12 protein-coding genes are annotated in these 13751 nt (G+C 36.9%); 11 read left to right on the top strand and 1 reads right to left on the bottom strand.

Translation table 11 applies throughout. The annotated features are described in order from the left end of the window. Positions 1–37 precede the first annotated feature (37 nt). The 11 genes from HZR84_05090 to HZR84_05040 all read left to right on the top strand — a co-directional run bounded on the left by HZR84_05090 (position 38) and on the right by HZR84_05040 (position 11786). A complete protein-coding gene (locus HZR84_05090; GenBank protein QNL21337.1) occupies positions 38–784 on the top strand; it encodes a biotin--[acetyl-CoA-carboxylase] ligase in 747 nt (248 codons plus the stop codon). Between the two features lie 41 nt (positions 785–825). Further along, on the top strand, positions 826–1905 hold the full coding sequence (locus HZR84_05085) for an NADH-quinone oxidoreductase subunit H (protein ID QNL21336.1): 1080 nt from the start codon (positions 826–828) through the stop codon (positions 1903–1905). Positions 1906–1922: 17 nt separating this feature from the next. Then, positions 1923–2597 carry a 4Fe-4S binding protein gene (locus tag HZR84_05080; protein QNL23194.1) on the top strand — a complete coding sequence of 225 codons (675 nt, stop codon included), beginning with the start codon at positions 1923–1925 and terminating at the stop codon, positions 2595–2597. After that, positions 2594–3082 carry an NADH-quinone oxidoreductase subunit J gene (locus HZR84_05075; GenBank protein QNL21335.1) on the top strand — a complete coding sequence of 163 codons (489 nt, stop codon included), beginning with the start codon at positions 2594–2596 and terminating at the stop codon, positions 3080–3082. The genes HZR84_05080 and HZR84_05075 overlap by 4 nt, the downstream gene beginning before the upstream one ends. Then, positions 3079–3714 carry a hypothetical protein gene (locus HZR84_05070; protein QNL21334.1) on the top strand — a complete coding sequence of 212 codons (636 nt, stop codon included), beginning with the start codon at positions 3079–3081 and terminating at the stop codon, positions 3712–3714. Before HZR84_05075 ends, HZR84_05070 begins: the two co-directional genes overlap by 4 nt. Continuing rightward, positions 3715–4020, top strand: a complete 306-nt coding sequence (nuoK, locus tag HZR84_05065; protein ID QNL21333.1) for an NADH-quinone oxidoreductase subunit NuoK — start codon at positions 3715–3717, stop codon at positions 4018–4020. It begins immediately after the preceding gene. 3 nt (positions 4021–4023) lie between these two features. After that, positions 4024–5949: a hypothetical protein gene (locus tag HZR84_05060; GenBank protein ID QNL21332.1), complete on the top strand. Its 1926-nt coding sequence runs from the start codon at positions 4024–4026 to the stop codon at positions 5947–5949. Between the two features lies 1 nt (position 5950). Next, entirely contained in the window at positions 5951–6679 is a 729-nt protein-coding gene (locus HZR84_05055; GenBank protein QNL21331.1) for a metallophosphoesterase, read from the top strand. Between the two features lie 29 nt (positions 6680–6708). Next, positions 6709–8343 carry an NADH-quinone oxidoreductase subunit M gene (locus HZR84_05050; protein QNL21330.1) on the top strand — a complete coding sequence of 545 codons (1635 nt, stop codon included), beginning with the start codon at positions 6709–6711 and terminating at the stop codon, positions 8341–8343. Positions 8344–8348: 5 nt separating this feature from the next. After that, positions 8349–9818, top strand: a complete 1470-nt coding sequence (locus HZR84_05045; GenBank protein ID QNL21329.1) for an NADH-quinone oxidoreductase subunit N — start codon at positions 8349–8351, stop codon at positions 9816–9818. Positions 9819–9893: 75 nt separating this feature from the next. Beyond that, complete coding sequence (locus tag HZR84_05040; protein ID QNL21328.1) at positions 9894–11786, top strand: amidophosphoribosyltransferase; 1893 nt, start codon at positions 9894–9896, stop codon at positions 11784–11786. 27 nt (positions 11787–11813) lie between these two features. Here the strand turns inward: HZR84_05040 and HZR84_05035 are convergent, their stop codons facing one another. Further along, positions 11814–13727, bottom strand: coding sequence for a T9SS type A sorting domain-containing protein (locus tag HZR84_05035; GenBank protein QNL21327.1), 1914 nt, complete (start codon positions 13725–13727; stop codon positions 11814–11816). Between the last annotated feature and the right edge of the window lie 24 nt (positions 13728–13751).

Raw genomic sequence — 13751 nt, 5'->3', positions numbered from 1 at the left:
AATTTTATACTAAAGTAACAATTAAAATTGCATTAGTTTGACTCCAAAGAGCCATATAGGTATAGAAACAATTTTTCTTGATGAATGCATATCCACCAATGATTATGCCAAATCGCTTATAAAAAGTGATAAGGTGAAAAATGGTCAGGTAATCCAGACCGATTATCAGTCGGGAGGCCGAGGCAGGTCGGGAAAATATTGGGAATCCGAACCCGGATCGAACCTGCTCATGTCAATAATATTAATACCCGAAAATCTTCCAATTACCAATCAGTTTTTTTTGAACCTTGTGTTCTCCCTGGCTATTTTAAAAACGCTGATTGAAGTCACGCATTTAAAAAACTTCAAAGTGAAGTGGCCTAATGATGTTTATTTCTCTGACAGAAAGATTTCGGGCATTTTGATTGAAAATTTTCTTTCCCCCAAAAAAATTGACGAAGCTGTAATTGGCATTGGTTTAAATGTGAACCAACACTTTTTTAAAACTGAAAATGCCACATCTTTATTTCAGATTACAAGAATTCACTACAATCTTGCAGAGCTTAGGGAAATCCTTTTCAAAAACATAAATAAAGAATATAATAGATTGATAAACAATGATTTAGAGGAAATCAGAAAAGAATACAACAATGCACTTTATTGGAAAAATGAAAAACATATCTTTCAAAGTGTAAGTCAATGGGAAGGAATAATTCGCGAAGCAGATGAAGCAGGACGTCTGGTGATTGAAAAAAATGGTAATGAAAAACATTTTGTCATAAATGAAATTAAATTTATCCGATAGCTGAGAAAAAATTTTAATTACAGTCTCTTTACCTTTGCCCGATGATTGCCTTAATCATAATTCTTTTGCTAATACCGCTTTTTGCACTGGCAGCTGTTTATCTGGAGCGAAAAATATCAGCTTTTATTCAGGATAGAATGGGACCAAATAAAACCGGTCCTTATGGACTTTTACAAACCCTGGCTGATATCCTGAAACTTCTTCAAAAAGAAAATATCGTTCCGACTTCCTCCGACAGAGTTTTATTTCTAATTGCGCCACTTTTCGTATTTGCTGCTATTTTGACAGGTTATGCCACATTGCCATTAAGCCCTACACTTTTGGCAGCACCCATCTCCACCGGAGTACTGTTTCTCATGGGTATCGTTTCACTGGATATCATAGGTTTAATAATGGCTGGTTGGGGCTCAAATAACAAATACAGTATGCTTGGTGCAATGAGGACGGTTGCACAAATTATATCCTACGAAATCCCATTGGGAATTTCGATTTTGACTGTAATAATGATAAGCGGAACATTCGATCTAGCCGAAATAGCTTTACAGCAGGGGAATAATACGGAATATTCAAATCCTTTATTTGGGATTTCAGCAATTGATGTGAACATTAATGCCGTCGGTGGATTTTTGGCCTGGAATATTTTTCGGATGCCCGTTCTACTATTCGCCTTTGTAATCTTTTTTATAGCATCATTGGCAGAATGCAACAGGGCACCCTTTGATCTTCCCGAAGGAGAATCTGAACTGATTGGCGGCTTTCATACGGAATACGGAGGATTCAGATTTGCATTGCTATTTTTATCCGAATACGGCATGATGCTATTGGTCAGTATTCTCGCGGTGATATTATTTTTAGGTGCATGGCATTCTCCTTTACCAAATATTGGTTCTTTAAAATTAGCTGAATGGAGCAATGGAAAAGCCGGAAGTCTCGGGGGCAATTTATTGGGTATATTTTGGTTGTTTTCAAAGACGATGCTCCTGATTTTACTTCAAATGATCATTCGCTGGACCTATCCACGTTTGAGAATTGATCAGATGATGAGCCTAAGTTGGAAATACCTGACACCCGCAGCTTTGGTCATTGTTTTTATCGTAGGACTCTGGAAAATTGCTATTTGATAGATTATTTTAAAAATATTGTCAATACCATAAAAACACTTATCGTTGGAATAAGACTTACTGGTAGGCATTTATTTCAGGCCAGAAAACGCAGAAATGAATCCTATGTCGATCAGAAAGACTATTTTCTTCAGGATACCGGCCGTGTAACTTTGGATTATCCCAATGAAAAACTAGAAGTCCCGGAAGTTGGCAGGTACAAATTGCACAATGAAATTGACGATTGCATTGTATGTGATAAATGTGCAAAAATATGCCCTGTCAATTGTATCGATATTGAAGCGATCAAGTCACCGGAAGTCATTGGCACAACCTCGGATGATACACCCAAACGCCTCTATGCTGCCAAATTTGATATTGATATGGCAAAATGTTGTTTTTGCGGACTTTGCACGACCGTCTGCCCAACCGAATGCCTAACTATGACGGAGGATTATGACTTTTCCGTTTTTGATATCAGTAAACACAATTTTGGTTTTGGAAATATGAGCGAGGAAGAAATAATCGAAAAGAAAAAAATTGCAGAATTGGCAGAGGCTCAAAAAGTAGCCACAAAAAAATCAGAAGAAAAAGAAAGCGAGGATTCAGGCTCAGCCAAAGTAGTTCAAAAACCTGTGTTCCGTCCAAAATTTATCAAACCACTAATTAAAAAACCACCGCGAAAAGATTCGGACAAGGATAGTACTGAATGACATTTTATATAATTATATCATTAATAAGTCTGGCAGCTTTGGGCTTAATTTTAAGCAAGCAATTATTGCATAGTGCCCTCTTTTTATTGGTAATCCTTTTGGTGGTAGCGGCTATTTTTATTCTGGCGGGGGCAGAATTTCTCGGTGTGGCGCAGTTGATAATCTATGTGGGAGGCATATTAATTTTGATACTGTTTGGAATCATCGTTACTCAGAAAAAAAAAGTTCAGGATTATAGTTTTATCGCGGAAATTCCGGCCCTGATATTAATATCCGTGTTGGCCTATTTCTTTTATCAGGGTATATCAAAATTAAGAAATATAGAGGAGCCGCTGATAACTGAAACGACATCGAATTTATCTAATTCAGAACAGATTGGCATATCATTAATGACCAATCATCTTGTGGCTCTTGAATTTATGGCATTATTTTTACTCATTACACTTATAGGCGCCGTTATTATTGGAGGTAGAAATACTAAATGATGCAAAAATTCTTTTCCTTGTTTTTCCTTTTTATATCTGCTGTTCCGGTTTTTGGTCAATCCGGTCTTGAAGGATCCGAAAACTATGCTGTCAATGATTTTGGAGATACGATTAGGGGATTCATAGAGGAAATTGGTGAATCGAGAATTACAATTGCCTCAATTGTGAATAATCAATATAAGGTACGCCGATTAAGTACAAAAACGGTGACAGAGTATCATTTAAATGATACAGTGTACAAAAGAGTCTCAATAAATCTCAAAACACCTGAGGATACAGAGGCCTTGATAGCTCTGGCTCAAACATCCAAAGTCTTTCTAAAAGTAAAAATTGATGGCCCCGCTTCTTTATTTGAAAGAAACGTAAAAAGAATAAAATTAATGGACCCGGATATAAATTCGGATGCAAAAGGATTCCTCAACAAAGTTCCAGAATCTCAATTGTTTTTACATTTTAATCCAAAACTTCCGGCGGTCTTGATCAATGACAAAAATTTCTACGAAATTTCAATTCGCGCACTCGGGGATAAAAAACGTGTAAGAGATCGTCTTAATTCGGGCTATTATACCTTTGAAAATTTAGAACAAATGCTGCTTGATTATAATTATCTTGTCGAAAATAATCTCGAATAAATGAGCGCCTTTGAATATTTAATGATCGGATGTCTGCTATTTTCCATTGGCTTGTTCATTGTTCTCACAAGAAAAAATGTAATTCTTATACTGATGGGTTTGGAATTAATTTTTAACGGGGCAAATGTCAATTTAATAGGTGTTTCAGCTAAAACTGATTTGGCCATACAAGGACAAATGTTTTCAATGTTTGTTATGGTTGTTGCAGCTTGCGAGCTGGCCATCGCCCTGGCCTTGATTTATAAGTTGTATTTTCATTTTAGAGAAAACGATCCGGATGTTTTTCAGGATTTAGGAGAAAGCTAAATAATGGATACAAGTCTCATACTCGTACTTTTATTATCACCACTCATTCCTTTTCTCCTCTATTTGGTCGATAAAGGAAGGCTTTCAACAATTTTAGTTTCAATTTCAGGAATATTAGAATTGGGCCTTTCGGTAGTAATTCTTATCCAAAATTGGGGGAGTGAAAGCCTTATCAATTGGCAACTTTTGAGCATTGCCAATAAAAACATACTTGAATTCGGAATTTGGATTAACAATTACAGTTTGGTGTTTTTGTTGGTGGTTTCCACTGTCTCTTTAATGGTTCGACTCTATTCCTCGGGCTATCTCAAAAATGATAATAGAAAATCCTGGTTTTTAGTACTTATCGGATTTTTCACTTTTGCCATGTACGGCATCGTACTGTCATCTAATCTCCTTGGAATTTTCTTTTTCTGGGAATGGGTAGGCCTGGCTTCGTATCTAATGATTGGATTTTGGTATAGCAAAACACAGGCAGCAGAAGCAGCCAGAAAAGCTTTTATGTATAATAAATTGGGTGATTTGGGATTCTTATTGGCGCTGGGCATTTTCTATTTTCACTTTGAGAGTTTCAATATTCCTTTTATCATACAGAATTCCACCGATGCGGTTAATAGTTTACATATCCTTTTCAGCATAGGAATTTTAATTGCGGCATTCGCCAAATCAGCTCAACTGCCTTTTTCAAATTGGCTGGCCGATGCCATGGAGGGTCCCACGCCGGCCTCGGCATTAATTCATTCTGCGACAATGGTTACAGCTGGTATTTTCTTACTGATCCGTTGTTTTCCGTTTTTAGATACGCATGTTTTAGAAATCTGCATGTATATCGCAATTCTAACTGTCATTTGGGCAGGCATTACTGCATTTAAACAAAATGATATAAAAAAAATATTGGCCTTTTCTACTGTCTCTCAACTTGGATTTATGTTTTTGGGGATTGCCAGTGGTAATATACAGGCTGCATTTTTTCACCTTGTGACCCATGCTTTTTTCAAATCTTCCCTTTTCCTTTCCGCCGGATTAATAATAAATCAGCAAACAAAATACTTAAGGTCTCAGGATTCCAATGAATCACCCGGTGATATTCGTTTTATGAATAACTTCTGGAATAAATCTCCTGTGTTAAGCTTATTGGTGATAATGGGCGCAATGGCTTTGTCCGCATTGCCATTATTCTCCGGTTTTCTTTCTAAAGAGGCAATCATTGCAGGATTGGAAGGGAATAATTTAATTTTCAGCTTCGCACTTATTGCCACTTTGATTACAGCGCTTTACACAGGAAGAATGGTGTTTCATCTCTTAAAACCGACTGAGAAAGAATTTCTAAAAATTACTTTGAATTCAGACTTTCGGTTGAACTTTAGCGCCTATATCCCTATAATCATACTTGTCATACTCTCATTATCAATCGTTTACTCTATAAATCCTATTGATTATTCCAATTCATGGTTTTACAAGGGGCTGCATCCAAATGCATTAGATATTAAAGGCTCAAGTCTCTTGCTGGTTCTATCGGTATTTTTAACATTGGGAGGATTATTGTTATCCTATGTATTTATAATTCAAAGTAATAAGGATTTTGATTTTACAAAACCTGTAGATGAGGCGATTCAAAATGGCTTTTATATCGACAAGTTTATCACTTCTTCTTTTAGTGGCTTGAAAAACTCGGGAACAAGCATCGTTTTATTTGTTGAAAATAGCATCATAGATAAAACAATAGGCTTTCTGACTTATTCTTTTGTAATGATGGCAATGATTTTCCGTCTTTTTGATACCAATGTTGTGGATGGTCTGGTAAAAGCTATGGCAGGCACTGCAACATTTATAGGTGAAATAACCAGGCAATTTCAGGGAGGCAAACTCAGGAATTATTTGTTCTGGCTAATACTTTTTATCATAATAGCTTTTCTGCTCATTTTCTAATATGTCAAAGCAATTTCCAAAATCAATTGCACTGGAATACAACGTACATGGGAAAGATTGGATAATTACAGATATCCATGCTTGTTTTAATACACTCAGAAGACTATTAAAAAAAATCGAACTCTCAAAAAAGGATCGCCTTTTTCTTTTGGGAGACCTTGTAAATAAAGGCCCGCGGAGCTCTGAAACTTTGGATTACCTTATTGATTTGGAAAAACAGGGCTTTATCATTTTCAAAGTAATGGGAAATCACGATTTGATTTGGCTGGATTTATTGCAAGGAAAAATACAAGCCGATGATATAAAGATCATGAATCAACAAAATCTTAAACCTGCACAAGTTAAAAATGAAGAATACATTGATTTTTTAAGGCGCTCCTATTATTACATTCTTTTATCTGATAATTACCTTGTGCATGCCGGATTTAATTTTCAATCAGATTCGCCATTTGAAGAATATGTTGACATGACAAACATTAGGGAATGGGAATTGGATGATCGCTATTTGGAGGGTAAGAGAGTGATTCACGGACATATTGCCCATCCTTTTGTAAAGATTTTTGAAGCGGTAGAAAAGAAAGCACAAAGAATACCCCTCGACAACGGTTGTGTCTATATTGGAGAACGGCCGGGAACGGGTAGATTACTGGCATTGGAGGCAAAAAGTTTTGAGCTGATTTCTCAAAAAAATACAGATCAGAATCCAAATTCTATTTTTGATGAATTTTAAGTTTATTTTGAGGCTTAATAAAGATATTCGTGGCTAATCACCTTTTAAGTTCTTTAATTTTAATCCCACTGATCGGGAGTCTTTTATTTCTGATTTTACCTTTGAAACAGGAAAGGATAATTCAATGGCTTAATCTCGGATTTTCAATCTTACTTTTTATTCTAATTGCATTTATTGGCATAAGAGAATATCAAAATCTTCAGGGACTTAGTAATTACGGAGATGTACTTTTAATTGAAAAGTGGGAATGGTTTCGGTTTTCGATCGGATCATTTGGTGAGGTTTCTATTGATTATTTTCTTGGGCTTGATGGTATAAACTTTCCACTGATAATCCTGAGTGGAGTTATTTTGGTCATCGGCGCCATTTTTTCTTTTGAAATAAAAAACCAGGTCAAAGGTTATATGGCTTTATACCAGTTGATAAGTGCTGCGATTATCGGCAGTTTTCTCGCTCTGGACTTCTTCCTTTTTTATTTGTTTTTCGAGTTCATGCTCTTGCCAATGTTTTTTTTGATTGGAATTTGGGGTGGTCCCAGAAGAGAATACGCATCCATCAAATTTTTCATTTATACGCTTTTTGGTTCGCTGTTCATTTTAGCTGTGATGATCGTATTAAATATTTCGACCTTCGATATGGGGAAAACAGCATTGGAGTCTGCTTCATTTTTGGAAGAGGGACTCATTCACGGTTTTAATCTTTTTGAGTATTCCGATCAGAACAGCATTTTAAAAAACAGTCCACTTGATGCGGAATCTGCTTATGGTTTTTGGTCTGAATCTATTCGTTTTTGGGCATTTTGGGCTTTAATTTTTGGATTTATGATTAAACTTCCGGCGGTCCCATTGCACACCTGGCTCCCGGATGCGCACGTTGAAGCACCCACCCCTGTTTCAATTATTCTTGCTGCTTTGTTATTGAAAATCGGAGCTTATGGAATTATTAGAATAGCCCTTCCAGTATTCCCGGATATTTTCATGAATAGTCTGACAGCACTGGGGATTATCGGGGTGATTTCCATTGTATATGGCGGGATGAATGCCCTGGCCATGAAGGACCTTAAGAAAATGATTGCTTATTCTTCGGTCTCACACATGGGTTTTGTTTTATTGGGATTGGCAGCATTCAATATTGAAGGCTTAATCGGCGCCAATTATCAATTGTTGTCACACGGATTGATCTCTGCCATGCTATTTATTTTAGCCGGTGTGATTTACCGAAGAACGGGAAGCAGGGATATCAGTCATTACAGCGGTTTAAATGCTAAAATGCCGGTTTATGCAAGTTTCACCTTACTGGCCTTTTTAGCCGGCATGGGCTTACCCGGTTTTTCGGGATTCATTGCTGAAGTGCTGGTCCTTATTGGGGCCTTTGGAGCCTCAATGCAAAATGGTATTTCTATTTGGCTTCCGATTCTTGGTTTACTTGGGATATTTATTTCGGCGGCTTATTTTCTATGGACAATGCAAAGAATGTTTTTTGGTAAGTTTTCGCTCATTAATTCATCCTGGGGAGAGAAAATAAAAGATCTTGAAAATTATGAGAAATTTTCACTTATGGCATTGGTTTTATTCGCATTGCTTATAGGTATTTTTCCTTCATTAATAATTGATATATCAGAAATTTCCATTCAGAACCTTATCAATCAGATACAATTGAAATAGAATTGATGGCAGAAAACATTCAGTTATACCTATCTGAATTTAAATACATAATTCCCGAATTGATTATTGCATTGGGGATTATTGTCTTGATTGCCCTTGACCTGATATTTTTTAATAAAAGGGCTTTGTTAAAAACCACATTAGCTCTAATCATTGTATTATCAAGTGCTTGTACGCTTTTGTATCTGGAGCACAGTCACTCGCCTGTATTTTACAATTCCCTTTTTCCCAATCAGCCCAGCGTATTTTTCAGACTACTGGCTGATTTTACCATGCTGGTCGTATTGATTTTTTGGAAAACAACAGAAACAGATAAAAGGAAAGATACAACTGAGCTACCATTTTTGTGGCTTTCTGTACTTTTTGCAGCTCATTTTCTCTGCATTAGTAATAATTGGTTGATGGTATTTCTATCCATTGAAATGCTTTCCATCAGTTCATATATTCTTTTGGGAATTGGCTTTAAAAAGAAAAACATAGAAGCTGCTTTCAAATACCTTGTTTTTGGTGCTTTGTCTTCCGGAATAATGGTATTCGGGATATCGCTCATACTTGCAGACGTTCAAAACCTCTATTTCTCAGGTTTTGAATTTTCATATCATGCCGTTTTTGAAGGTCTCGATTTAGTGAGCATAGGCTTGCTGATGGCTTTTGCCGGAATATTTTTTAAACTCTCATTGTTCCCATTTCATTTCTGGGTTCCCGATGTGTATCAGGGCAGCTCCTTACCATTCATGCTAATGGTATCTTCCATACCAAAAATCGCAGCTTTTGGATTTTTCTGTTCCCAATTTTTAATTATCTGGCCCGCGGCCGTGGAGTTTACCCAATTCTCTAATATAATCGCCATTCTTGGCACGATAAGCATTATTTGGGGGAACCTATCTGCACTCCGGCAGGATAATTTTGCACGGCTCTTTGCTTATAGCGGTATCGCTCAAGCAGGTTTTATGATTTTGGCCCTGGTGAATGGCTTTGATGGTATTTTAAAATTGGAGATTTTTTTAAGTCTATATGTTTTCATGAATATCATTGTGTTTTTATCGGCAAATCAAATTGATAAAAAAGCCTCAGATTTGAAAATCTCCGATTTTGCCGGTTTGGGAGCGAAAAATATATTCTTTGGGCTTGCATTTTTAATAGCGATGTTGGCTTTAATCGGATTGCCTCCCACCGGAGGATTTACAGTCAAGTTTATAATTCTTTCCGGACTTTTTGAATGGTACAGTTCGGTTGAAATGAATTTCAGATTAGTCATTTTTATTCTGGCAATTATCAATGTGGTTATCTCCCTTTTCTACTATTTGAAAATACCATATTTCATGTTTTTTAAGAGCAGTCAAATGTCTTTTAAAGCATCTCTGTCAATTAATTTTATTCTGATTTTCATTTCCGCGGCAGTACTCATTTTGTCATTTTTATTCTTTAGCAGTTTTAAGGAATTAATCATTGATATAGGAGCTGACATAATATGAAAACTAATTTTTAGATTTTTGTGTATTAATCATATCAAGATAATTTGAGTAAATTCGATATTATAAAATCGCCCAATGAGTGAGCAAATAAAGCATGAGTGTGGCATAGCCCACATACGTCTTAAAAAGTCTTTGCAATTCTATATTGACAAATACGAGACGCCTTTATACGGTTTAAACAAGCTTTATCTCTTGATGGAAAAGCAGCATAACAGAGGGCAGGATGGAGCGGGAATTGCCAGCATTAAGCTCAATGCAGAACCGGGCATCAAATATATAGACAGAACACGGTCCATTGCAAAACAGCCCATTCAGGATATTTTTGGGAAAGTTCAGCAAAATTTTCGGGTCGCTTTCAATGAGAATAAAAGCAATTTTTACAATGAAAAATGGCTCAAAAAGAACATTCCATTTTCAGGGGAATCACTTCTGGGACATTTGAGATATGGTACACATGGTGATAATTCCATAGCCGTTTGTCATCCCATGCTCAGAGAAAATAATTGGAGAAGCCGAAACCTGGTGGTTGCCGGAAATTTCAACCTTACCAATGTCGATGAGCTCTTCGATTTTATGATGAGCATTGGTCAACATCCGCGTGAAAAGGCAGATACTGTAACCGTGATGGAAAAAATTGGTCATTTTCTCGATATGGCGAATCAGGAAATCTTTGACGCTAAAAAGGATAAATTCAATCATCAGGAAATTTCGAGGATCATAGAAAATGAACTGGATTTAACAAAAGTACTGACCAAGGCCGCCCGGGATTTTGACGGTGGTTACGTCATGGCAGGAATCACAGGATATGGCGCCTCATTTGTAGCCAGGGATCCTTCGGGTATACGACCGGCATATTTTTATGAAGATGATGAGATAATTGTTGTCACTTCAGAAAAACCACCGATTAAAACAGCCTTCAATGTAGATTTTGACAAAATTCAGGAGTTACCACCCGCCCATGCGCTCGTCATCGACAAATATGGCAACTCAAAACTGGATCGTTTCACAGAACAACGCGAAAAAAGATCTTGCAGTTTTGAAAGAATTTATTTTTCAAGAGGAACGGATCCCGATATTTATCAGGAAAGGAAATCACTCGGAAAACTTCTGGTTCCAGAGATACTAAAGTCCATAGATCTAGATTTTGAAAATACAGTATTCTCCTATATTCCCAATACCGCTGAGACGGCATTTTTAGGAATGACTCAGGAAATTGATGATCATATCGTTTCCAGAAAGAGGAAAATTATTGAAGAGGGCAAAATTAAAGGAAAAGAACTCGATAAGGTTCTTAAGTCGAAAATGCGCGTTGAAAAACTGGTTTTAAAAGATGTTAAAATGAGAACTTTTATTACCAAGGATGAAGAGCGCGATGATATGGTGGCGCACGTATACGATACCACCTATGAACTGGTTAAAAAAGGAATTGATACTATTGTAGTAATCGATGACTCTATTGTTAGAGGTACAACCCTTGAAAAGAGCATCATTAAAATGCTAGATAGACTAGGTCCCAAGAAAATTATAATTGTTTCCTCAGCCCCACAAATACGTTTTCCTGATTGCTATGGAATTAACATGTCCAGAATGCAGGAATTCATTGCATTCAGAGCGGCTTGTCAATTACTAAAAGAGGCTGGCAAAGAGAATAAAATGGATGATGTGATGGAAAAATGCATTAACTCTATGGATAAACCGGTTGAAGAGATAGAAAATTATGTAAAGGAGCTCTATGAAGAGTTTTCCTATGAGGAAATTTCAAACAAAATTGCGGAAATAATTACCACCGATGATGTGAATGCTGAAGTTCAGGTAATTTACCAAACGGTTGAAAATTTAAATAAAGCCATCCCAAAACATTTGGGCGACTGGTATTTTACAGGAAATTACCCTACTCCCGGAGGCAATAGAGTGGTTAACCGTTCCTTTATAAACTTCATGAAAGGAAGTCTGGAAAGAGCTTATTAAAAAAGCCCCGATTAAGGGGCTGTTTTATTAATTCTTAATGATTTTCTTGGTAATAAATTCATTTCCGTCAGGAATTTTTAATAAATAAATCCCTTTTTCAAGATGCCTAATGTCGAGCTCCAAAATATTTTGAGTCTTCATATTTTTGCGTCCGACATCCATTGCACTTCCGATTAGATTATATACTTCAATAGCATCAATAGAATTAGTCAATTCTTGGTCAAACTCTAAATTGACGATACCCGAACTCGGATTGGGATAAACTGCAATGCCATTCGAAAAATTATACCGGCTTTTCAATGACGATAAATTTCTAAAATATTGAATGTCGATAGGATAATAAACGATATCGTTAAAAGCAATGGAATGCATATCACCGGCTACATGCATACCTGCTTGTGCATCGGTTTGAAAAATCATATGCAATTTATCATCATTTCCCACCCTTTTTATGGTTGAAGGAAATACTTCCTCTTCTGCTAATGTGCCACCACTAAAGCCATCATCGGCAATTTCAAGTGCGGCTATACTCACAGGACCGTTCCAGGATAATCCCGCATCAAATGAATATGCAAAGAAAAGGTCTCTGTAATTGTCGGGTAACAAGTCCTCTGAAGTTTCGGCCACCTGAGACCAAACAATGAATATTCCACTGTCCTGATCAATCGAAATGTTTGTATGACCCGCAAGACCGCTATTGTATTGTCCTATATCATTCGCGTTTGATTTAATGTCATAATTACCATCTCCGGTGTAATCATAAAAATAACTTATCGGATAAAGCACATTTCCAGTAGGGGTATCTGTACTAATGAATTCATTATAAATATGATTTATGCTACCCATATTTTCATTCCAGTAATAAGCACCAAGACTTGTTAATGGGTTGTATTGACGAATTCCGGAAGAATTCTGCGGCTTGTCTTCGCCAAAATACCAATTAATGGAAAGGCCGGTAGTAGAAACATGAGTTTGTCCATTTTTATCTATTACCACTGACATTTCACTACTAAGCGAGGGCACTACATGTCTGTTGTTACTTATATCTGTGAATCCATTACTAGAATCCGGTGTATATATAATTGTTTTGATCCACGAACCGCTTTCACCATAATTGTCTGATTTATATAATACAAGAGGATCCCAGGCGCCACCAATAACAATGGAAACATAGTTTTTGTATGCATCGATGGCATAGGCATCGGCACTTATCTCCGAAAACCAAAAGGTACTGTTATCATAGGATGGGAAATTTACAAATGAAGAAATGGTCCAGCTTTGGCCTGCATTGTCAGAGCGGTAGTACTTTAAAGGGTTATTAATTCCATTGTGGGCAGCACTCTGATTGTCTATAGCAATCATGTGAATAGTATCTCCAACATTAACGGCTCTCGGCCAGACAGCATCAAAGGAGAGTCCCTGGCTTATTCCCCAGAATCCCTGACCAATGGTATCGCGACTGTTGACAACAATATTTGAGACACTAAAGTCATGTTGGATTGTGTATTCTTTAGAACCGAGGTTTAACAATTGCGGCCAGCCGGTTCGCACAGTATTTAGACCATACCAACCTGTTTCACCTGTATCCCAGCTCTGACTAATGGGGTCTAAAATATTATATCCTGTTCCCCTGTCACCATGCCCGCCGAATAAATTAAGCGATTGCATCCAAACGGCTGCAACACTGCCATCCGGATATTGCTGAATTCTCGTTGTACCTGTTCCAAAATTACTTTGAAGATCATAGGTAGTTTGGCCTATAACTGTTCCGTAAGATGTAGTAGAGCTTCCGGAATAAATTTCCGGATCATTTTGCAATAAATAATTTTCTGAAAGATTTAATTTTTGTTTTTGATTTTGGATGGACATTTTCTCAATATCCTGAGAATGCACCCAAAGGCCGGAGCATAATAATGCCGTGGCCATGTAGATTTTTTTCATGACTAATACGTTTAATTTGACAAC

Source organism: Hyphobacterium sp. CCMP332, from assembly GCA_014323545.1.
GTDB lineage: Bacteria > Bacteroidota > Bacteroidia > Cytophagales > CCMP332 > CCMP332.
The sequence above is the reverse complement of the archived record's forward strand: the minus strand, read 5'-3'. Positions and strand labels throughout refer to the sequence as shown.

Bases quoted from the DNA above. Each gene is read 5' to 3' on its own strand.
- nuoK (QNL21333.1), top strand. From the start codon at position 3,715: ATGAGCGCCTTTGAATATTTAATGATCGGATGTCTGCTATTTTCCATT.
- HZR84_05040 (QNL21328.1), top strand. From the start codon at position 9,894: ATGAGTGAGCAAATAAAGCATGAGTGTGGCATAGCCCACATACGTCTT.
- HZR84_05035 (QNL21327.1), bottom strand. From the start codon at position 13,727: ATGAAAAAAATCTACATGGCCACGGCATTATTATGCTCCGGCCTTTGG.
- HZR84_05075 (QNL21335.1), top strand. From the start codon at position 2,594: ATGACATTTTATATAATTATATCATTAATAAGTCTGGCAGCTTTGGGC.
- HZR84_05070 (QNL21334.1), top strand. From the start codon at position 3,079: ATGATGCAAAAATTCTTTTCCTTGTTTTTCCTTTTTATATCTGCTGTT.
- HZR84_05060 (QNL21332.1), top strand. From the start codon at position 4,024: ATGGATACAAGTCTCATACTCGTACTTTTATTATCACCACTCATTCCT.
- HZR84_05085 (QNL21336.1), top strand. From the start codon at position 826: ATGATTGCCTTAATCATAATTCTTTTGCTAATACCGCTTTTTGCACTG.
- HZR84_05045 (QNL21329.1), top strand. From the start codon at position 8,349: ATGGCAGAAAACATTCAGTTATACCTATCTGAATTTAAATACATAATT.
- HZR84_05055 (QNL21331.1), top strand. From the start codon at position 5,951: ATGTCAAAGCAATTTCCAAAATCAATTGCACTGGAATACAACGTACAT.